Origin of the sequence: Sphingomonas sp. Ant20 (assembly GCF_000783375.1) — a bacterium.
Classification (GTDB): Bacteria; Pseudomonadota; Alphaproteobacteria; order Sphingomonadales; family Sphingomonadaceae; genus Sphingomonas; species Sphingomonas aerolata.
On sequence record NZ_JRVI01000089.1, the window covers coordinates 1 to 20,468 of the forward strand.

A 20,468-nucleotide genomic window follows, 5' to 3' on the forward strand; every position below is an offset into this window, starting at 1 on the left:
GCAGGCGCGCGCCGCGTCAGGCCAGCCCTGCGTCATCGTCGCCCCCTGACGCATCCCGACACGCCCGGCGTTCAGCCGCGCCGGCTCGGGATCCAGCTCGTGTCGCGTTCCGGACTCTGCGGCAACGCGGCGAGGACCGCCAGCGCGTCGCGGTCGTCGATCGTGATGACCCCGCGCCGCCACGTCGCGATCCCCGAGGTCCGCAGCTGGCGCAGCGTCCGGTTGACATAGACCGGGGTCAGCCCGGTCATGTCGCCGATATCCTCCTGCGTCAGCGGCACCGGCACGACATTCTCGATCGTCGGGTCGTTGCGCCGCAGCCGGGTGCGCAGTTCGAGGATCAGCGCGGCGATCCGACTCGCCGCGCTGGTCCGCCCGATCGACGCCAGCCGCTCCATCAACACGACACGCTCCTGCTGCGAGACGAGGAACAGCAACGCCGCGAGCCGCGGGTTGCTGCTGAAGACCTGCCCGATCGCTGCGGTCTCGATCACGCCGAGCTTCGCCGCCGAGACCGCTTCGATCGTGTCGCACGCGGTCGGGGCGGCAAGGCTCGGCATCCCGACCAGATCGCCGGGCAGATGAACCTTGACGATCTGCCGCGCGCTCTCGCCGACGATGATGCTGCACGCAACCCAGCCGCTCAACAGTATATAGACCTGTGGGTCAGGTTCCCCCTGCATCCGCAGGATCTCGCCACGCTTCAAACCGATCGTTGGCCCGGCGAGCCGGCGGAAGGTATCAATGTCGTCGTCATCCGCACAGGTGAACGCCTTGAAGCGCTCATAGTCCCAGCCAGCATCCATTCGTCTCAGCCAATCAATCGCAAGTCTTTGGCATCGACCCCTAATTTTTGGATACAGCTTAGCAAGCCGGGATATGGCGCAGTGGCTTAACCTGGATTACCAAAGAGGGACTCGGTGGCTGGAAACGCGCTTGACGGCGCTCATTCGGTCACCCAGGCGGCGCGCGGCAGGCCCTGGGCATAGAGCAGCGCGGTCAGATCGCCATGGTCGATCCGTGCCGCCGCGGCTGCCGCGACGATCGGTTTGGCATGATAGGCGACGCCCAGCCCCGCTGCCTTGATCATCGCGAGGTCGTTCGCGCCGTCGCCGACCGCGAGCGACTCTTCGACCGTGATCCCGTGCTCGGCTAGCGCGGCGTGCAGCGTCGCCAGCTTGGTATGCGACCCGACGATCGGCCGAGCGACCCGCCCCGTCAGCGTACCGTCCGCAATCTCCAGCACGTTCGCGATCGCGACGTCGAACCCGATCGTCCGCGCCACCGGCTCGGCAAAGCGCGTGAAGCCGCCCGACACGAGCACCGCCTTCGCGCCGCGCGCGCGCATCGTCCGTACCAGCGCCTGCGCACCCGGCATGATCGTTACCCGTTCGGCGAGGCAGCGTTCGATGTCGCTCTCAGCCAGCCCCTCAAGCAGCGCGACGCGCGCATCGAGTGCCGCCTCGAAGTCCAGTTCGCCGCGCATCGCGCGCTCGGTGATCTCGGCGATCTGCGGCTTTATTCCCGCATAGTCGGCGAGCTCGTCGATGCACTCGACGGTGATCATCGTCGAATCCATGTCCGCGATCAGCAGCGTCTTGGTCCGGGTCAGGCTCGACTGCACGACCACATCGGTCTTGCCGAACGCCCCCTCGAGCGCGGTCCGCGCCGCGTCGGGTGCCATGCCGAAGATCAGGTCGGCGGCGTCGCCTTCGTCGATCCAGCCGCTCGCACCCGGCGCGCAGCCCGCATCGCGGAGCCGGTCCATCGCGGTCGAAATATCGCCTGCGGTCAGCGTGCCCGAGGCTATAAGCGTTGCCGTGAACATCAATAATCTCCCGAAGGTCGCGCTCATCGCAGGGCCGACCGCGAGCGGCAAGTCCGCGCTCGCGCTATCCATTGCCGACGCCCACGACGGCGTCGTCATCAATGCCGATTCCGCGCAGGTCTATGCCGATCTGCGCATGCTCACCGCGCGTCCGTCGGCCGAAGAGGAAGCGAGCGTCTCGCACCGCCTGTTCGGCCATGTCGACGCCGCCGACGCGACCTATTCCGCCGCGCGCTGGGCCGCCGAAGCGACGCGCGCAATCGACACCACGCTCGCCGAGCGCAGACTGCCGATCCTGGTCGGCGGCACCGGGCTCTATATCCGCACGCTGCTCGACGGCATTGCCCCCGTCCCCGCGATCGACCCCGATCTGCGCGAGCAGGTCCGCGCGCTTCCCGTCGCCGAGGCGCATGCCGCGCTCGCTTTGCTCGACCCGCGCGCCGCCGCGCGGCTCAACGCCGCCGACACCACGCGCGTCGCGCGCGCGCTGGAGGTGGTCCGCGGCACAGGCCGCACGCTCGCCGACTGGCAGACCGAACGGGTGGGTGGGATCGGCGACCGTCTCGATGTCCGCGCGCTGATCCTGATCCCCGACCGCGACTGGCTGAACGCGCGCATCGACCAGCGCTTCGCCGAGATGGCCGAGACCAGCCAAGCGGAAGTCACCGCACTCCTCGCCCGCACCGACATCCCGCAGGACGCGCCGATCCGCCGCGCGATCGGCGTTCCCGAGATCGCCGCGCTCGTTCGCGGAGAGATGTCGAAAACCGACGCGATCGCGGCCGGATCGCTCGCCACGCGGCGCTATGCCAAGCGGCAATATACCTGGCTTCGCCACCAACCGCCGGCCGCCTGGACGCGCACCGCTGCGCTCGATTTTTCAACGCGCTTGCAGCAATTTGAAACTATATTGCGAAAATGATGTTTGACACGCATCTTTTATATCGGTAGCCGCCCCCTCCACGAGGCGCTAAAGGCGGCGCATTCGAAAGGATTTTGACGTGATGACCGAGAAGAGTGGAGCCGATATCCTGATCGAGGCGCTGTGCGATCTCGGCGTGGAGGTCGTGTTCGGCTATCCGGGCGGTGCCGTGCTGCCGATCTACGACGCGCTGTTTCGCAGCGGCCGGATCAAGCACATCCTGGTGCGCCATGAACAGGCCGCGACGCATGCGGCGGAGGGCTATGCCCGCTCGACCGGCAAGCCCGGCGTGGTGCTCGTCACCTCCGGCCCCGGCGCAACCAATGCGGTCACCGGGATCACCGATGCGCTGATGGATTCGATCCCGATGGTCGTGATCACCGGTCAGGTGCCGACCGCGCTGATCGGCACCGACGCGTTCCAGGAGGCCGATACCGTCGGCATCACGCGCCATTGTTCGAAGCATAATTATCTCGTGAAGGACCCCGCCAAGCTCGGCGGCGTGATCCACGAGGCGTTCCACATCGCCACCTCGGGTCGTCCGGGGCCGGTGGTCGTCGACATCCCCAAGGACGTGCAGGTCGCCACCGCGCGCTATGCGAAGCCCGGCCCGATCCAGCACAAGACCTATCGCCCGCAGGTGAAGGCAGACCAGTCGCAGATCGAGCAGCTGGTGGACATGCTCGCCGCGGCCGAACGCCCGATCCTGTATACCGGCGGCGGTATCATCAATTCCGGCCCGGCCGCGAGCCAGCTGCTGTGTGAGCTGGTCCGCATCACCGGCGCGCCGGTGACGTCGACGCTGATGGGCCTCGGCGCCTATCCTGCGAGCGGTGAGCAGTGGCTTGGCATGCTCGGGATGCATGGCACGTACGAGGCCAACATGGCGATGAACCAGGCCGACCTCGTCGTCGCGCTCGGCAGCCGGTTCGACGACCGCGTGACCGGACGGCTCGACGCGTTCAGCCCGAATTCGCGCAAGGTGCATATCGACATCGATCGCTCGTCGGTAAACAAGACGGTGCGCGTCGATCTCGGGATCATCGCGGATGTCGGCCATGCGCTCGAGGACATGGTGCGGATCTGGAAGAGCCGTCAGCATCCCAAGCCCGACACCACCGACTGGCAGCGGCGGATCGCCGGCTGGCGTGCGGTCAAGTGCCTCGACTTCCCCGAGAACGACCCGAACGAGATCATGCCGCAGCGCGCGATCCGGGCGCTGTTCGACGCGACCAAGGCACGCAACCCGATCATCACGACCGAGGTTGGCCAGCACCAGATGTGGGCAGCACAGCATTTCGGCTTCGAAAAGCCGAACAAATGGCTGACCAGCGGCGGTCTCGGCACGATGGGCTACGGCCTGCCCGCCGCGATCGGCGCGCAGCTCGGCAATCCGAACGCGCTGGTGATCGACATCGCCGGCGAAGCGTCGATCCAGATGAACATCCAGGAGCTGGCGACCGCCACCCAATACCGGTTGCCGGTGAAGATCTTCATCCTCAACAACCAGTATATGGGCATGGTCCGCCAGTGGCAGGAGCTCACCTATGAGAGCCGCTATGCCGAGAGCTATTCGGATTCGCTGCCCGATTTCGTCCGGTTGGGCGAGGCTTATGGCTGGAAGGGCATCCTGATCGAGACGCGCGACCAGCTCGACAGCGGGATTGCGGAGATGCTGGCCCATGACGGCCCGGTGATCGTCGATTGCCGCGTGTCGCAGCTGACGAACTGCTTCCCGATGATCCCGAGCGGTGCGGCGCATACCGACATGATCCTTCAGGCGAACGAAGTGTCGGGCACGATGGACGACGAAGCGAAGGCGCTGGTTTGATGCATATTTCCCAGGAAAAGGCCGAGCGGCACACGCTCGCCGTGATCGTCGACAACGAGCCGGGCATCCTTGCCCGGATCGCCGGCCTGTTCACCGCGCGCGGCTATAATATCGAGAGCCTGACCGTGTCGGAGATCACCGCCGACAAGGCGGTCAGCCGCATCACGATCGTCACCAGCGCGTCGCCGGCGACGATGGAGCAGATCCTCGCACAGCTCGACCGGCTCGTCCCCGTCCACAAGGTCACCGACCTGACCGCGCAGGGCGCGCATGTCGAACGCGAGCTGGCGCTGGTCAAGGTGCGCGGCACCGGCGACCACCGGATCGAGGCGCTGCGCCTGGCTGACGTCTATCGCGCCCGCGTCGTCGATGCGACGACGTCGAGCTTCGTGTTCGAGGTGACCGGCGGGATCGACAAGATCGACAAGTTCGTCGAACTCATGGGCGAAGTCGGCCTGATCGAAGTCGCCCGCACCGGTATCGTCGCGATCGCCCGCGGCAAAGAGCCGGCCTGAATTTACCTGTCATCCTGACGAACGTCAGGACCCAGAACCACGAACGGCGCCGCCTGGAACCCTGGGTTCCGGCGTTCGCCGGAATGACGAAAGAAGGAACAATATAATGCGTGTCTATTACGATCGCGACGCCGACCTGAACCTGATCACCGACAAGAAGATCGCGATCGTCGGTTACGGCTCGCAGGGCCATGCGCACGCGCAGAACCTGCGCGATTCGGGCGTCAAGGACGTCGCGATCGCGCTGCGCGAGGGCTCGCCGACCGCCAAGAAGGCGATCGAGGCGGGTTTCGCGGTCAAGTCGAACGCCGAGGCGGCCGCCTGGGCCGACATCGTCATGATCCTCGCCCCCGACGAGCATCAGGCCGCGATCTACGCGACCGACCTGCACGACAATCTGAAGCAGGGTGCAACGATCGCGTTCGCGCACGGCCTGAACGTCCATTTCGGCCTGATCGAGCCGCGCGCCGATCTCGACGTCATCATGATCGCACCCAAGGGCCCTGGCCACACCGTGCGCAGCGAATATGTCCGCGGCGGCGGCGTCCCCTGCCTGATCGCGATCGACCAGGACAAGTCGGGCAACGCGCACGACATCGCGCTCGCCTATGCATCGGGCGTCGGCGGCGGTCGCTCGGGCATCATCGAGACCAATTTCCGCGAGGAATGCGAGACCGATCTGTTCGGCGAGCAGGCCGTGCTCTGCGGCGGCATCACCCACCTGATCCAGGCCGGGTTCGAGACTCTGACCGAAGCCGGCTACGCCCCCGAAATGGCCTATTTCGAGTGCCTGCACGAGACCAAGCTGATCGTCGACCTGCTCTATGAGGGCGGCATCGCCAACATGCGCTATTCGATCTCGAACACCGCCGAATATGGCGACATCACCACGGGTCCGCGGATCATCACGTCGGAGACCAAGGCCGAGATGAAGCGCGTGCTGGCCGACATCCAGTCGGGCCGTTTCGTGAAGAACTTCATCCTCGACAACCGCGCCGGCCAGCCCGAACTGAAGGCGGCGCGCAAGCAGGCGCTGGCGCATCCGATCGAGAAGATCGGCAGTGAGCTGCGCGGCATGATGCCGTGGATCGGGAAGAACGCGCTGGTGGATAAGGCGAAGAACTAAGGCCGGTATTCGCCGCCTTCCCTACGCTCGTTCGTGCTGAGCGACGTCGAAGCACCCCGCTTGGGGCAGGCCCTTCGACTGCGCTCAGGGCGAACGGGGGGTATTTGGCTACCGATAAGGGGCCGCTGCTTGCCCCCCCACCCCACCCCACCCCACCCCGGCGCAGGCCGGGGCCCAGTTGGGAAGGCCGGAGTAACGGAGCGCCGTCTTGCGTTACCACCGTCCCCCAGCTGGACCCCGGCCTTCGCCGGGGTGGTGGCACTTGGAGTAAGCGCGCCCCTCCCCCAGTCCCCGTTTCCCGCGAAACCGGGGGTCCAGGGTCACGGGCAGTATCCGTGGTTCAGCTGGGCCCCCGCGTCCGCGGGGGAACAACAGCGGGCGTGCCTTCCCCACCCCCCACCGACCCAAATTCGAAACACAGCGTTGGCATAACGTCATTTGACGCGCTCCCTTCGCTCGGCCAGCATCGCGCGTTCAACAGGAGACCCCGCATGCGCCTAGCCCTAGCCACCATCCTCGCCCTCACCGCCGCTCCCGTATTGGCGCAGACTGCCGCCGTCCCCCGGCGCCCCCGTCAAGGCGCGCGTCGCCGCTGGCACCTATGCGGTCGATGCCAACCACACGCAGGTGACGTGGCAGCTCAACCATATGGGCTTCTCGATGCTCGAGGGGCAGCTCGGCGCGTCGGGTGGCAGCATTACGATCGATCCGGCCAAGCCGAACGCGACCAAGGTCGAGGTCAATTTCGCGATCGACCAGCTGTCGGTCACGTCCGCACCCTTCGCGGGCCATCTGAAGTCGAAGGACTTCTTCGACGCCGCGACCTACCCGACCGCCAAGTTCGTCTCGACCAAGGTCGTTGCGACCGGCGACAAGGCGACCATCACCGGTGATCTCACGCTCAAGGGCGTCACCAAGCCGGTCGTGCTGCAGGCGACGTTCGTCGGTGCGGGCGCGAACCCAATGAACAAGAAGCTGAACTTCGGCTTCCGCGCGACGACCTCGATCAAGCGCAGCGATTTCAACATCGGCGCCTATGCCCCCGTCGTGTCGGACAAGGTCGACCTGACGATCAACGCGGCGTTTGCTGCGCAATAATACGTACGCCGACCCTATCGCGCTGGACATTTACCGTGTCCGCGCGATAGGGAAGACGCAATGTCTCACCGTCGCCTTCTGCTGCTTCGACTTACGCGCCCTTAGGCGCGCCGATCGTTTGCGTGGTGGCCAGCCCCCGCGCCTCGCGCCTAAGGGCTGACCCGAACGCTCCCGATCACGAGAGACACGAGCCATGCTGCGCGACCCATCGACCAAATACCGACCCTTCCCGCAAATCGACCTGCCCGACCGCCAATGGCCGTCGAAGACGATCGTCACGCCGCCGCGCTGGCTGTCGACCGATCTTCGCGACGGCAACCAGGCGCTGATCGACCCGATGGATGCCGAGAAGAAGACTCGCTTCTTCGACCTGCTCTGCAAGGTCGGGCTGAAGGAAATCGAGGTCGGTTTCCCGAGTGCGGGCGCGACCGAGTTCGATTTCATCTCTGGTCTCGTGAAGACCGGCCTGATCCCCGACGACGTGTCGATCCAGGTGCTGACGCAGTCGCGCCGCGACCTGATCGAGACGAGCTTTGCCAGCCTCGTCGGCGCGAAGACCGCGATCGTCCACCTCTACAATGCCGTATCGCCCGCATGGCGCAAGATCGTGTTCGGGATGGACCGCGCGCAGGTGAAGCAGATCGCGATCGACGGCGCCAAGGTGCTGCGCGACGAGGCCGCGAAACAGCCGGATGTCCGCTGGCAGTTCGAATACAGCCCAGAGACCTTCTCGACCGCCGAACTCGAGTTCAGCCTCGAGGTCTGCGAGGCGGTGAAGGACGTCCTGATGCCGACGCCCGACAATCCGATCATCTTCAACCTGCCCGCCACCGTCGAGTGCGCGACGCCGAACATCTATGCCGACCAGATCGAATGGTTCGGCCGCCACATCCGCAACCGCGATTCAGTCGCGATCAGCCTGCACACGCACAACGACCGCGGCACCGGCGTCGCCGCCGCCGAGCTGGGCATGATGGCGGGCGCGGACCGGGTCGAGGGCTGCCTGCTCGGCAATGGCGAGCGCACCGGCAATTGCGATCTCGTGACCGTCGCGCTCAACATGTACACGCAGGGGGTGGATCCGAAGCTCGACCTGTCGGACATCGACGCGGTCGTGAACACCGTGAATTACTGCACCCACATCCCAGTCCACCCGCGCACGCCCTACGCCGGCGACCTCGTCTTCACCGCGTTTTCGGGCAGCCATCAGGATGCGATCAAGAAGGGATTCGCTGCGCAGGAGGCGAAGAACGATACGTTGTGGGAGGTCCCCTATCTCCCGATCGACCCCGCCGACCTGGGCCGCAGCTACGAGGCGGTGATCCGCGTCAACTCGCAGTCGGGCAAGGGCGGCGTCGCCTGGGTGATCGAGCAGGACAAGGGGCTGAAGCTCCCCAAGCGTCTCCAGGCCGATTTCAGCCGCCATGTGCAGGCCTATGCCGACGAGACGAGCCGCGAACTGAATGCGGCGGATATCTGGCAGCTGTTCGAGCGGACCTATTTGCCGCACGCCGACGACCGCGTGGAGCTGCGCGACTATGAGGAAAGCGGTACAGCAGGGCAGCGCGTCTTCATCGGCCGCGTCGCGATCGATGGCGAGGAACGGTCTATCTCAGGCCGCGGTAACGGACTGATCTCGGGCGTGATCGCGGCGATCGCGGAGTCGACCGGGCCGACGCTCGACGTTGTGGACTATAACGAGCACGCGATCGGCATGGTGCGGACGCGCAGGCGGCGGCCTATGTCGAATGCCGGACCGCGGCGGGCAAGACGGTGTTCGGTGTCGGCATGGACACCGACATCGCCACCGCCTCGGTCCGTGCCGTCCTCAGCGCCGCCAATCGCGCCTGACACCCGGAAGCGCGGCCACCGGTCAAGCCGGTGGCCGTTTTCTCAGCCGAGCTTCGCCAGCAGCGTCTGTGCCGCCTTTTCCGACGAGGCGGGGTTCTGCCCGGTGATCAGCAAGCCGTCCTCGACGACATGCACGCCCCAGTCGGCGGTCTTCGAATATTTGCCACCCTGCTGCGCGAGCATGTCCTCGACGAGGAACGGAACGATATCGCTGAGCCCGACGGCGGCCTCTTCGCTGTTGGTGAAGCCGGTGACCGTCTTCCCCTTGACCAGCGGCGAGCCATCGGCCGCCTTCACGTCGCGCAACACGCCGGGCGCGTGACAGACCAGCGCGACGGGCTTGTCCGCGCCGATGGCCGTCTCGATCAGCGCGATCGACGCCTTGTCGTTGGCCAGATCCCAGAGCGGGCCGTGACCGCCTGGATAGAACACCGCGTCGAAGTCGGCGATCTTCATCTCGGACAGTTTCCGCGTGTCGGCGAGCGCCGCGCTGGCCTCCGCGTCGCCCTCGAACCGGCGCGTCGCATCGGTCTGCGCATCGGGCTTCGCGCTGCTCGGATCGAGCGGCGGCTGGCCGCCGGCCGGCGAGGCGAGCGTGATGGTCGCGCCGGCATCCTTGAACACGTAATAGGGGGCGGCAAGCTCTTCGAGCCAGAAGCCGGTCTTGCGGCCGGTATCGCCGAGATCGGCATGCGAGGTGAGGACGACGAGAATGTTCACCATAAGTCTCCGAATGAGGGGGTTATGGGCAGGGAACGAGCCGGCTCCAGGATTGGCGCCGCTCACGGGCACCAAATGCGCCCGGTCGTGGGACTATCGCCTCCACTAGATCACGCGTTCGCGCACGATCCGGCACCCGATCGCGGCATCGGGGTAGATGTCGGTCTTCATCGTCTCGACCTCGACCCGCCTCACCCGCGCGTCGCCCAGGCACAGCGCCGCAATCGCCTCGCACAGCGTCTCCTGCAACGCGAACGGACGCTCCGCCACCATCGCCAGGATCCCGGCGCGGACGAAATCGTAATCGAGCACCTCGCCGATCGCGTCCTCGCCGAGCGGCCCCGGATACACGACCGTCATCTCGACCGAGACGACCACGCGCTGCGGCGCCACCTCGTGCGGATAAATGCCCAGCCGCATCATCACCTCGAGCCCGTCGAGGATCGTCGTGAACTCAGCCATTGCGCTCCCCATGATGCCGGTCGAACATCACGTCGCTGTCGCGCGCCAGAAACCGCTGCCCGCAATCGACGAACAGATTCTGTCCGGTTACGCCCTTCGCACCCAGCAGCCACGCGACTGCATCTGCGACCGCCTTCGCCCCGACCGGGCGCTGGAGCAGGTTGTCGCTCGCCACTGCCTCGAATTCCGCGTCGGTCTGGTCGCCGCTCGGCAGGGTCAGCCCCGGCGACACCGCGTTGACGCTGATCCGGGGCCCCAGCGCCTGCGCCAGCATCACCGTCGCCCCCTCCAGCGCGATCTTGCCGCAGCTATAGGAGAAGAAATCGGGATTGAGGTTGGCGACCTTCTGGTCGAGCAGATTGACGATCGCGCCGTCACGGACATCCTCCTGCGACGCCAGCGCCGAGGCGAGCAGCACCGGCGCACCGCAGTTGATCGCAGCGAGCTCGGCGAACAGCACCGGGTCGACCGCGGGCGGTCGATCGAACGCGAACTTCGATGCGCAGTTGACCAGCCCGTCGATCGGACCGCCGATCGCGCCCCGCGCCGCGGCGAACAGATCGCCGACCCCGTGCAGATCGCTCAGATCGCCCTCGACCGCCGCCGCGCGGCCGCCGGTCGCGACGATCTCGTCGACCAGCGCATCGGCCTCCTCGGGCGAGTGCCCCTGATGCACGACCACCGCATGCCCGTCCGCCGCCAGCCGCCGGACGATCGCGGCGCCCAAGCGCTTCGCCCCGCCGGTGACCAGGACGGTTCGGATCATGCGCGCGCGCCCATCAGCGACAGCACCTCCTTGCGGCTGCGCTCGTCCTCGCGGAACACGCCCATCATCCGGCTGGTGACCATCGTCACCCCCGCGTCCGCACGCCGCGCGCCGCCATGCAGGCATGGGTCGCCTCGATCACGACCGCGACACCCTGCGGCTTCAGCTGCTCCCAGATGCAGTCGGCCACCTCCGCGGTCAGCCGCTCCTGCACCTGCAACCGGCGGGCAAAGCCGTGCAGCACGCGCGCCAGCTTCGAGATGCCGACGACATGGTTGCGCGGCAGATAGGCGATGTGCGCCTTGCCGATGATCGGTGCCATGTGATGCTCGCAGTGCGACTGGAACGGGATATCCTTCAGCAGGACGATCTCGTCATAGCCGCCGACCTCCTCGAACACGCGTTCGAGATGCCGCGCCGGATCGTCGCCATAGCCCGCGCAATATTCCTTCCAGGCGCGCGCGACCCGGCGCGGGGTGTCGACCAGCCCTTCGCGGGTCGGATCGTCGCCGGTCCAGCGGATCAGCGTCCGGATCGCCGCCTCGACCTCCTGCGGAACGATCAGCTTGCCATCCGGGCCGACGGCTGGCTCGGCATCGGCAAAAGGCGTTTCGGCGATCATCACAGCGCTCCATCATTCCGCCGCAGGCCGGCGTGCAAGGTCCTCGGTACGAAAGCCCGACCGAGGTATCATAATATCGACAATATCGCAGCGGACTCCCGCCCGCCGCGCGCCATGCGGCCGTCCGCGACCCGAACACAAGGGCCACATCATATCGCTTGCGTTACGGCGTGTCAGGCGCGCCGCAGCCGTTCCGCATGCCAGGCGACATGATCCGACATGAAGGTCGATATGAAATTATAGCTATGGTCGTATCCCGGCTGCATCCGCAACGTCAGCTCGATCCCCGCCGCCGCGCACGCCTCCGCCAGCAGCGCCGGCTTCAGCTGATCGTCGAGGAACCCGTCGGCCTCCCCCTGATCGACGAGGATATCGGCGACCCGCGCGCCATCGGCGATCAGCGCACAGCGTCGTACGCACGCCAGTCGGCACGGTCCGGCCCCAGATAGCCCGTGAGCGCCTTTTCACCCCAGGGGCAGTGCAGCGGCGCGACGATCGGCGCGAAGGCCGACACGCTGCGGAACCGGTCGGGATTGCGCAGCACGATCGTCAGCGCGCCGTGCCCGCCCATCGAGTGCCCGGTGATCCCCTGCCGCGTCATGTCCGCCATCGGAAACTCCGCCGCGATCAGCGCGGGGAGTTCGTCCTCGACATAGCGCTTCATGTTGAAGTTCGCCGCCCAGGGCTGCTCGGTCGCATCGACGTAGAAACCCGCGCCCTGGCCGAAATCATAGGCGTCGTCGTCGGGAACCCCCTCGCCGCGCGGACTCGTGTCGGGCGCGATCAGGATCACGCCGTGCTCGGCGCAGGCGCGGCGATACTCGCCCTTGTCCATGACGTTGGCATGCGTGCAGGTCAGCCCCGACAGGAACCACAGCACCGGCAAGCGCGCATCCGGCGCGTGCGGCGGGACATAGACCGCAAAGGTCATGTCGGTGCCGGTCGCGGTCGACGCGTGGCGATACACGCCCTGCGTGCCGCCAAACGCCGTGCTGGTCGATAGCGTCTCCATCACGCGACCCGGTGAGCGGCGCAGAGCTTGTTGCCCGACGGGTCGCGCAGATACGCCAGATACAGGGTGCGCCCAGCGGTGCCGTGCCGGACGCCGGGCGGATCCTCGCAGGCGGTGCCGCCATGCGCGAGCCCCGCGGCATGCCAGGCGTCCGCCGCCTCGGGCGAGGCCGCGACGAACCCCATCGTGCTGCCATTGCCGTGCGTGGCCGGCTGCCCGTCGATCGGCGGCGTGACGAGGAAGCGGCCGCCGGCGTGCGCGTACACGATCCGGCCCCATTCATCGATTACGCCTTCGGGCACGCCGAGTGCGCCCAGTGCGGCGTCGTAGAACGCCTTCGACGCCGCGATATCATTGGCACCCAACATGATGTGGCTGAACATATTTCCCCCTCAGTAGATCACGACGGAGCGGATGCTCTCGCCGGCGTGCATCAGGTCGAACCCCTTGTTGATCTCGTCGAGCGTCAGGCGGTGCGTGATCATCGGGTCGATCTCGATCTTGCCGTCCATATACCAGTCGACGATCTTGGGCGTGTCCGTACGTCCACGCGCACCGCCGAACGCGGTCCCGCGCCAGTTGCGTCCGGTGACGAGCTGGAACGGCCGCGTGCTGATCTCCTTGCCCGCCTCGGCCACGCCGATCACGATCGACGTGCCCCAGCCGCGATGGCAGGCCTCGAGCGCCTGGCGCATGACGGTCGTGTTGCCGGTCGCGTCGAACGTGTAATCCGCGCCGCCGTCGGTCAAAGCGACGATATGCTGGACGATGTCGCCCACATCCTTCGGGTTGGCGAAATGCGTCATGCCGAAGCGGCGACCCCATTCCTCCCGGTCGGGATTGATGTCGACGCCGACGATCATCCCTGCACCCGCCAGTCGCGCGCCCTGGATCACATTCAGCCCGATCCCGCCGAGCCCGAACACCACGACCGTATCGCCGGGCTGGACCTTCGCGGTGTGGACGACCGCGCCGACGCCCGTCGTCACGCCGCAACCGACATAGCAGGAGGTGTCGAACGGCGCGTCGGGGCGGATCTTGGCCAGTGCGATCTCGGGCAGCACGGTGAAGTTCGAGAAGGTCGAGCAGCCCATGTAATGGAAGATCGGCTGGCCCTTGTAGCTGAACCGCGTCGTGCCGTCGGGCATCAACCCCTTCCCTTGCGTCGCGCGGATCGCGGTGCACAGGTTGGTCTTCTGGCTCAGGCACGACTTACACTGGCGGCATTCGGGCGTGTAGAGCGGGATGACATGATCGCCGACCGCGACGCTGGTGACGCCCGCGCCGATCTCGCGGACGATGCCCGCCCCTTCATGCCCCAGCACGCTCGGGAAAAGGCCTTCCGAATCAAGTCCGTCGAGCGTGTAGGCATCGGTGTGACAGATGCCTGTGGCCATGATTTCGACCAGAACTTCGCCGGATTTGGGTCCCTCGAGGTCGAGCTCGACGATCTCGAGCGGTTTTTTCGCCTCGAAGGCTACGGCGGCGCGGGTCTTCATGCATGGGTCTCCTTGGTGGCGCATCAGATGAACCGCAGCCCCTGGGTCTGCAACCGCGGATCATGCAACAAAACCCGCACCTCTGCGCTTGATCGTTGAATATCAAGGAGATGGTGTGATGAAGGATCCGAAAAAGGGCGACGAGGTCACCTGGAAATCCCCCGGCGGCACCGCGCACGGCACGGTCGAAAAGAAGCAGACCAGCGACACGACGATCAAGGGCCACACCGTCCGCGCGTCCAAGGACGAGCCGCAATTCATCGTAAAGAGTGACAATGGCGGCAAGGCAGCGCACAAGGCGGGCGCGCTCAACAAGGCGTGACCACGCGTGCAGTGCCTAACGCACGCATGCGAACAGGAAGGAATGCTTATGGCTACAGCTCCCAAGACCGGCGGCATCCACGCCCCCGTCCAGCCCTCTCCCGAGCTCGGCGAGATCGTCGGCAACGACAAGCTCCCGCGCAGCGAAGTGATCAGCAAGGTCTGGGTCTATATCAAGGCCCACAATCTGCAGAACCCTGAGAACAAGCGCGAGATCCTCGCCGACGAGAAGCTGAAGAAGGTCTTCGGCCGTGACAAGTGCACCATGTTCGAGATGAACAAGTACATCTCGCAGCACGTCAAGGCCTAAGCCTGACCGGGACGCCAGGCGACGTTGCCACCTCCGCGGAGGGGTCAACGTCGCCTGATTGCTCCCCAACGCTGCGACCGGGCCGCGCCAGACGGCACCCCCCTGTCGCCGGCCAAGCTACATTCCTGACGCGTGTCGCGATGCCCGCAGGCGGCGGATCGCTTGATAATGTCGGTGGTGGTGACCCCGAGTGGATTTGAACCACTGGCCCCCAGATTAGGAATCTGGTGCTCTATCCGGCTGAGCTACGGGGCCACGCACGCGACGTCCATACTAGCCCCATTCCCGTCGGTCCAGACTGCGCGCGTCCGCCGACGCAGGCGATTATGACAGCCAGACGCTAGATCTGCGCGGCTGAAAGGCGGGCGAACGCTGAAGCGCGAACCTGTGCCCTGCCCAAACAGGCTAGGCCGTCGAAAAGGCGCATCATCCAAACCACCTATGCAACTGTTAACAAACGCATTACAGTTTTGTGACGGAGGCAAATGGGGCCGTGATGAAAACGATGATCGCCACGGCTGCAAGACCCATGCTGATCGGCCTGGGAGTCATTTTAGCGATCGACCTTGTCATACTCGGGATGTTCCTGCGCTGGGCCTATGTCGAGCACGCGAATGTGACGGAGAGCATGCTCTATGGTCAGCTGCTCTACTCGTCCGTCGACGGATCGCTGATGGAGATCTGGGGATATCTCAAGGAACTGACGATCATCGGCCTCGCGCTTTATGCGTTTCTCCACGGGAAGGAGCTTTTCTACGCGGCCTACGCGCTCCTGTTTCTGGTGGTACTCGCCGACGACTCGCTGCGGCTTCACGAGCATTTCGGCGCGGTGCTGTCGCAGTATGCCGTGATCGGGCCTCATGGCGAAATTCTCGCACAGGCAATCTTGAGCGGCATTCCCCTGGCGCTGACCCTGTTGGGCGTGGCCAGGCTTGCCCGCGATCGCGTGGCTCCCGCTCTCATGCTGCTCTTCGGCTTCTGCGTCACTGCATTCTTCGCCGTGGTCGTCGACAAGGTTCATGAGATGCTGATCGGCGCCGCGCATTTCCAGACGATCAGCACGCTCTTCGAAGATGGCGGCGAACTGATAAGTCTGACGCTCATCCTCGCCATATGGGGCATTTTCGGCCGTATGATCGTGCCGCATGTGACAAGGGGCATGATGCCGCACGATGCGCTTGAGGTTGCTTAGCGACGACCGAACCGCTCCACGTCGCTGACGCCGGGACACCGACGCCTGTCGCCAATCGCGCGATTTTCCGTGACGCGGCGTGGATTTGACCTGTCCCGTCTTGACCTTGGTTAGCTGCCTGCGGTGTCTTGCAATTCGAGCGGACGTCCGCTTAAGGCCCGTAAAGTACGCATTTGGCGGCTCAATCCAGGACTTCGAAGATGCCAGATAGCGTTTCGCCGACGAGCGCAGTTCAGATGAATATGCCTGAGATCTGCGTCGTGATCCCGGCTTATCGTGCGGCGCAGTTCATCGGCAAGGCGATCGACTCTGCCCTGTCCCAGACCGACGTCGCGCTCGAAGTGATCGTCGTCGACGATCATTGTCCTGATGACACGCACGCAGCCGTGACGGCGCGCTATGGTCATGTCGCAAACCTCTCGGTGGTCCGGCTCGACCGGAACGGCGGCCCATCGGCGGCGCGAAATGCGGGATTTGCGGCGGCTCGGGCGCCCTGGATCGCGGTACTCGATGCCGATGACGCCTTCGAACCCGGCCGGTTGCGGCACCTCCTCGACGTGGCCGATGCGTTTGCCGCCGATATGGTTGCGGACAACGTGCGATTTCTGGACGAGGCCCAGGCGGCGTTGAGCCCACCGCAAATCCAGGCGATCCGGTCCGCCACCGAGATTGACCGTTATGCCTTCGTTGCGGCAGCCCGGCCGTTCAACCAGGACATGGACTATGGTTTGCTCAAACCGATGTTCCGCCGTCAGTTTCTCGAAGACCAAGCCATTCGCTATGATCCGGCCATCCGCCATGGTGAAGACTTCAAGATGTATTTCGACGCCATGCTGTGCGGGGCGAAGTTCGTCATCACCCCGCAACCCGGCTATGTCTGGACGCTGCGCACATCGGGCAAAAGCCAGACGACCGTCGATTATACGGCGCAGATCGCGATGAGCGCATCGCTGGCGAAACGCTCCGATGTTGCCGACGACGGCAAGCTGGTCGCGCTTTTGCACGATCGCAGGCAGGCGCTTGGCCGGCTCGAGACCTTGAACGGATTTCGCCGCGCAGTGCAGTCGGGCAAGCGCGTCCAGGCCATCCGGCTGTTCGTTGGACATCCCTTCATCGCACAGCAATATGCCGGGCGCGTGATCAGGAAGGTCGCACGACTGATCCGCTAGCGCCGCCGCTAATTGCGTGCGCGCACGACCCCCGCCTTATACTTCGCAACGACAGTGACAGAGTGAGCCCGAGACGATGCGTATGCGCAAGTCAATTGGATGGATGGCCGGTTCGCAGGCAATATATTTCATACTGCAGCTGGTCAGCTCAGTCGTATTGGCACGCATCCTCACCCCGTACGAGGTCGGCATCTTCGCCGTCGCCTTTGCGGCCAGCGGACTGATCTCGATCATTCAGTCGCTCGGATTGAACAATTATCTCATCCGCGAGAAGAATCTCACGGCAGAATTGTCGTCGACCGTCTTCAGCATCAATCTCGGCGTCGCGATCGTTCTGGCCTTCATCATTGCCGGGTTCGGCCTGGTCAGCGGTGCGGTCTTCAACGAGCCTGCCGTCCGGCCCGTGTTGTTCTGTCTGGCGATAATCCCGATCATTACGGCCGCCGGCTTCATGCCCCTGACGTTGCTCGAGCGTGACGGCGATTTCAAAGCCGTGTCGATCATCAAGATGCTGGCGACGGCGTCGGGCACGATCGCCACCGTGGCCTTCGCGGTCGCGGGCCAGAGCTATATGAGCTTTGCCTATGGGCAGATCATCGCCGCCTTGATCAGCACCGCGATGGCGATCGGCCTCGCGCCGCATCATGCCAGGGTCAGGGTCGGGTTCGACAACTGGCGCGACGTGCATCGGTTCAGCATCAACGTGCTCGCCACGCTGGGCATTTCCCGGGTCTTTTTCGCGGTTGCAGGATATGGCGCTCGGCCGCTTGCTGGGGTTGGCCGCGCTTGGCTTATATTCCAGGTCCGGCAACATTTTCAGCATGTTGTGGGACAGCGTGTTCCTGGTGATCTGCCGCATCATGTTCGTCGACTTTGCCGCGGGGATCCGTGCCGGCTTGCCGATCGGGCCGCGCTATCAGAACGCGCTTGCCCTGTTCACCGCGCTGATGTGGCCGACATTCCTGGGGCTTGGCGTGCTGTCGGGGCCGTTCGTGCTGCTCATCTATGGCGCGAAATGGGTCTCGATCGCGATGTGCCTGTCGATCCTGTGCGTCGTCGGCGTGTTCAACACCGCCATCGCGATGGCGTGGGATCTGTTCATCATCGCCGACGAAACCGGCCGTCAGGCACGCTTCGAGTTCGTGCGCAGCATCGTCGGCTTCGTCGTATTTTCGGCAGCCTGCTTCATCAGCATCGAGGCCGCCGCGCTGGCGAAGGTCATCGATGCGATTTTTGCCTGCGTGCTCTACATGCCGCATATCCGCCGGATCACGGACAGCCAGTACCGCGACATGTTCGCCATCTATCTGCGCAGCGGGATCGCCACCAGCGTCGCGATTGCGCCGGCGATCATCGTCATGGCCTGGCATGGCTGGGCCGCGACGACGCCGCTAGTCCCGATCGTCCTGGCCGTCGGCATCGGCATCGCCCTGTGGGGCATCGCGCTGCGGCTGCTGAAGCATCCGTTGTTCTTCGAGATCAAGTCCGCGCTGAAACCAGTGCTCGCGCGCGTTACGGGGTAAGGGCGGGCGACCCCATCTTTAGTTGATCGTATCGGGTGGCGTGACCGGGAGGGGCAGCGGCAGCACGGCGACGCCGTCCTCGACCAGCGCCTTGGCCTCGGCGAGGCTCGCCTGGCCGTGGATCGGTGCGGGGGCCTCGTCGCCGAGATGCATCGCGCGTGCGCGATCCGCAAAGGCGCCGCCGACCCACCGCGATGACGCGAGCAGTTCGGCCTGTTTCGATGCCAGCATCGTCATCATCGCCTTCATCCGCGCAGGCGTCGGCCCCTCGGGTACGCGGTTGCCCTTGCCCGAGACGGCCGGCGCCATCACCGCCTTCGCCACCTCCGCATCGCCGCATAGCGGGCATTCGACCTGACGGGCTGCGCGCTGCGCCTCATAGGCCGCGCTCGAGCCGAACCACGCCTCGAACACATGCCCGGTGCCGCATTTCAGGTCGAAGACGATCACCGGATCACGGCCACGCCGGGAATCGGACGCCGATGCTCGAGCGCCGGGATCCGCGCGCGGACGTCCGTCACGCTGTCGGGGCTGATATCCGCATAGCCGAGACCCGCCGCCTCACCCATGTCGAGCACGACCGTGCCCCAGGGATCGATGACCAGCGAATGGCCATAGGTCGCGCGACCATCGGCGTGGACGCCGGTCTGCGCCGCGGCGACGACGTAGGAGGCCGATTCGATCGCCCGGGCGCGGAGCAGGACATGCCAATGCGCGGCCCCCGTCGGCCTGGTGAACGCCGCCGGAACCGAAAGGACCGTCGCACCGGCATCGCTCAACGCGCGGTACAGATCGGGAAATCGCAGGTCATAACAGATTGATGCGCCCAGCATGCCGATCGGGGTCTGCGTGACGATCGCTGCATCCCCCGCGGCATAGGCCGCGGATTCACGCCAGCTTTCTCCCGTCGGCAGATCGACATCGAAGAGATGGAGCTTGTCGTAGCGCGCGCGGATCGTGCCCGCCGGATCGATCACGAACCCGCGATTGGCAAACCGCCCGTCTGCCCGGCGGACGGCGAGCGAGCCGAGATGCACCCAGATCCCCGCCTCGGCCGCAGCGGCGCAGACGCGCGCGAGCACAGGATCGTCGGCCTCGGCCACGATCGACGCGGCGGCCCGCGCGCGATCGCGGTCGATCAGACCCGACATTTCGGGCGTGAACAGCATCACCGCGCCCTGCCCTGCCGCCGACCGGATCGCAGCGATCAGCGTTGCAGCATTGACCGCGGGATCGATCCCGCTGGTCATCTGCAGAAGCGCGATGCGGGGCATCAGGCCAGGAGCGGGTCGAGCCCACCCCGGGCATCGAGCGCGGCAAGGTCGTCCGACCCGCCGATATGCTTCCCGTCGATGAACACCTGCGGCATGGTCATGCGACCACCCGAGCGCTCGACCATCTCCTTCTTCTTCGGCCCGCCCATCGTCACGTCGAACGTTTCCGGTTCGACGCCCTTGGCGGCAAGGAGCTTCATCGCCCGCGTGCAATAGGGGCAGAATTGTTTGATGTAGATTTCAACTTTAGCCATTATTTTCAGGTGTGGTCTGACCGTGCGCTTGTCAATAATCGGTGTCGTCCAGAACACGTGCCCAGCACAGGATCGTCACCGATTCCGCCCCCGCCGCGAGCAGCGCGCCCGTGCACGCCGCGCTCGTCGCCCCGCTCGCATAGATGTCGTCGATCAGCACGACCGCCCTGCCG

21 protein-coding genes, 1 tRNA gene and 4 pseudogenes are annotated in these 20,468 nt (G+C 65.4%); 11 read left to right on the plus strand and 15 right to left on the minus strand.

Annotation, left to right across the window (positions count from 1 at the left end; translation table 11 throughout):
* Window positions 1–71 precede the first annotated feature (71 nt).
* Together NI18_RS12550 and serB are read right to left on the minus strand one after the other, a co-directional pair.
* Window positions 72–806 carry a Crp/Fnr family transcriptional regulator gene (locus tag NI18_RS12550; RefSeq protein ID WP_052149178.1) on the minus strand — a complete coding sequence of 245 codons (735 nt, stop codon included), beginning with the start codon at window positions 804–806 and terminating at the stop codon, window positions 72–74.
* A 140-nt stretch (window positions 807–946) separates the two neighbouring features.
* Complete coding sequence (gene serB, locus NI18_RS12555) at window positions 947–1,828, minus strand: phosphoserine phosphatase SerB (protein ID WP_037530201.1); 882 nt, start codon at window positions 1,826–1,828, stop codon at window positions 947–949.
* Here serB and miaA point away from each other — a divergent pair.
* From miaA to leuA, 6 genes and pseudogenes are all read left to right on the plus strand, one after another.
* Window positions 1,821–2,750 (plus strand): tRNA (adenosine(37)-N6)-dimethylallyltransferase MiaA, encoded by a 930-nt coding sequence (gene miaA, locus NI18_RS12560; RefSeq protein ID WP_192007258.1) that lies wholly within the window; start codon window positions 1,821–1,823, stop codon window positions 2,748–2,750. The genes serB and miaA overlap by 8 nt on opposite strands.
* 82 nt (window positions 2,751–2,832) lie before the next feature.
* Window positions 2,833–4,581: an acetolactate synthase 3 large subunit gene (locus NI18_RS12565; RefSeq protein WP_037530175.1), complete on the plus strand. Its 1,749-nt coding sequence runs from the start codon at window positions 2,833–2,835 to the stop codon at window positions 4,579–4,581.
* Complete coding sequence (gene ilvN / locus NI18_RS12570) at window positions 4,581–5,096, plus strand: acetolactate synthase small subunit (protein WP_031395186.1); 516 nt, start codon at window positions 4,581–4,583, stop codon at window positions 5,094–5,096. Before NI18_RS12565 ends, ilvN begins: the two co-directional genes overlap by 1 nt.
* Window positions 5,097–5,202: 106 nt before the next feature.
* Complete coding sequence (gene ilvC / locus NI18_RS12575) at window positions 5,203–6,222, plus strand: ketol-acid reductoisomerase (protein WP_031439771.1); 1,020 nt, start codon at window positions 5,203–5,205, stop codon at window positions 6,220–6,222.
* Window positions 6,223–6,849: 627 nt separating this feature from the next.
* The gene (locus NI18_RS12580; RefSeq protein ID WP_306286397.1) at window positions 6,850–7,320 is read left to right on the plus strand and encodes a YceI family protein; all 471 of its coding nucleotides are present in this window, start codon (window positions 6,850–6,852) and stop codon (window positions 7,318–7,320) included.
* Window positions 7,321–7,513: 193 nt separating this feature from the next.
* Window positions 7,514–9,171: pseudogene (gene leuA / locus NI18_RS12585) on the plus strand (2-isopropylmalate synthase).
* 42 nt (window positions 9,172–9,213) lie between these two features.
* On the opposite strand, the gene NI18_RS12590 reads toward leuA, so the two are convergent.
* The 7 genes and pseudogenes from NI18_RS12590 to NI18_RS12620 all read right to left on the minus strand — a co-directional run bounded on the left by NI18_RS12590 (window position 9,214) and on the right by NI18_RS12620 (window position 14,252).
* Complete coding sequence (locus tag NI18_RS12590; protein WP_084215186.1) at window positions 9,214–9,891, minus strand: type 1 glutamine amidotransferase domain-containing protein; 678 nt, start codon at window positions 9,889–9,891, stop codon at window positions 9,214–9,216.
* Between the two features lie 105 nt (window positions 9,892–9,996).
* Window positions 9,997–10,353, minus strand: coding sequence for a dihydroneopterin aldolase (locus tag NI18_RS12595; RefSeq protein WP_037530181.1), 357 nt, complete (start codon window positions 10,351–10,353; stop codon window positions 9,997–9,999).
* Window positions 10,346–11,119, minus strand: a complete 774-nt coding sequence (locus NI18_RS12600; RefSeq protein WP_037530184.1) for an SDR family NAD(P)-dependent oxidoreductase — start codon at window positions 11,117–11,119, stop codon at window positions 10,346–10,348. The genes NI18_RS12595 and NI18_RS12600 overlap by 8 nt, the downstream gene beginning before the upstream one ends.
* Window positions 11,116–11,741 (minus strand): annotated as a pseudogene (gene folE, locus NI18_RS12605) (GTP cyclohydrolase I FolE). Before folE ends, NI18_RS12600 begins: the two are co-directional and overlap by 4 nt.
* 173 nt (window positions 11,742–11,914) lie before the next feature.
* A pseudogene (fghA, locus tag NI18_RS12610) lies at window positions 11,915–12,753 on the minus strand (S-formylglutathione hydrolase).
* Window positions 12,753–13,136 (minus strand): VOC family protein, encoded by a 384-nt coding sequence (locus NI18_RS12615; protein WP_031439100.1) that lies wholly within the window; start codon window positions 13,134–13,136, stop codon window positions 12,753–12,755. Before NI18_RS12615 ends, fghA begins: the two are co-directional and overlap by 1 nt.
* 9 nt (window positions 13,137–13,145) lie before the next feature.
* Entirely contained in the window at window positions 13,146–14,252 is a 1,107-nt protein-coding gene (locus tag NI18_RS12620) for an S-(hydroxymethyl)glutathione dehydrogenase/class III alcohol dehydrogenase (protein WP_031439099.1), read from the minus strand.
* A 118-nt stretch (window positions 14,253–14,370) separates the two neighbouring features.
* On the opposite strand from NI18_RS12620, the gene NI18_RS12625 reads away from it, so the two are divergent.
* Together NI18_RS12625 and NI18_RS12630 are read left to right on the plus strand one after the other, a co-directional pair.
* The gene (locus NI18_RS12625; RefSeq protein WP_031394798.1) at window positions 14,371–14,574 is read left to right on the plus strand and encodes a DUF2945 domain-containing protein; all 204 of its coding nucleotides are present in this window, start codon (window positions 14,371–14,373) and stop codon (window positions 14,572–14,574) included.
* Window positions 14,575–14,622: 48 nt separating this feature from the next.
* The gene (locus tag NI18_RS12630; RefSeq protein WP_031394799.1) at window positions 14,623–14,883 is read left to right on the plus strand and encodes an SWIB/MDM2 domain-containing protein; all 261 of its coding nucleotides are present in this window, start codon (window positions 14,623–14,625) and stop codon (window positions 14,881–14,883) included.
* Window positions 14,884–15,061: 178 nt separating this feature from the next.
* Here NI18_RS12630 and NI18_RS12635 read toward each other — a convergent pair.
* A tRNA-Arg gene (locus NI18_RS12635) sits at window positions 15,062–15,138 on the minus strand.
* A 241-nt stretch (window positions 15,139–15,379) separates the two neighbouring features.
* On the opposite strand from NI18_RS12635, the gene NI18_RS12640 reads away from it, so the two are divergent.
* Window positions 15,380–16,075 carry a hypothetical protein gene (locus NI18_RS12640; protein ID WP_037530188.1) on the plus strand — a complete coding sequence of 232 codons (696 nt, stop codon included), beginning with the start codon at window positions 15,380–15,382 and terminating at the stop codon, window positions 16,073–16,075.
* A 236-nt stretch (window positions 16,076–16,311) separates the two neighbouring features.
* Window positions 16,312–17,244 carry a glycosyltransferase family 2 protein gene (locus NI18_RS12645; protein WP_037530189.1) on the plus strand — a complete coding sequence of 311 codons (933 nt, stop codon included), beginning with the start codon at window positions 16,312–16,314 and terminating at the stop codon, window positions 17,242–17,244.
* Window positions 17,245–17,392: 148 nt separating this feature from the next.
* On the opposite strand, the gene NI18_RS27040 is transcribed toward NI18_RS12645, so the two are convergent.
* Window positions 17,393–18,103, minus strand: coding sequence for a hypothetical protein (locus NI18_RS27040; protein WP_306286398.1), 711 nt, complete (start codon window positions 18,101–18,103; stop codon window positions 17,393–17,395).
* Here NI18_RS27040 and NI18_RS12655 point away from each other — a divergent pair.
* Window positions 17,997–18,767, plus strand: coding sequence for an oligosaccharide flippase family protein (locus NI18_RS12655; RefSeq protein ID WP_037530193.1), 771 nt, complete (start codon window positions 17,997–17,999; stop codon window positions 18,765–18,767). The two genes, NI18_RS27040 and NI18_RS12655, sit on opposite strands and share 107 nt — an antisense overlap.
* Before the next feature lie 18 nt (window positions 18,768–18,785).
* Here the strand turns inward: NI18_RS12655 and NI18_RS12660 are convergent, their stop codons facing one another.
* The 4 genes and pseudogenes from NI18_RS12660 to NI18_RS23400 form a co-directional block, all read right to left on the minus strand.
* On the minus strand, window positions 18,786–19,217 hold the full coding sequence (locus NI18_RS12660) for a DUF1178 family protein (protein ID WP_037530195.1): 432 nt from the start codon (window positions 19,215–19,217) through the stop codon (window positions 18,786–18,788).
* On the minus strand, window positions 19,214–20,041 hold the full coding sequence (locus tag NI18_RS12665) for a carbon-nitrogen hydrolase family protein (protein WP_037530197.1): 828 nt from the start codon (window positions 20,039–20,041) through the stop codon (window positions 19,214–19,216). Before NI18_RS12665 ends, NI18_RS12660 begins: the two co-directional genes overlap by 4 nt.
* Complete coding sequence (grxC, locus tag NI18_RS12670) at window positions 20,041–20,295, minus strand: glutaredoxin 3 (RefSeq protein WP_031396302.1); 255 nt, start codon at window positions 20,293–20,295, stop codon at window positions 20,041–20,043. Before grxC ends, NI18_RS12665 begins: the two co-directional genes overlap by 1 nt.
* A 31-nt stretch (window positions 20,296–20,326) precedes the next feature.
* Window positions 20,327–20,468: pseudogene (locus NI18_RS23400) on the minus strand (ComF family protein); the annotation flags it as partial.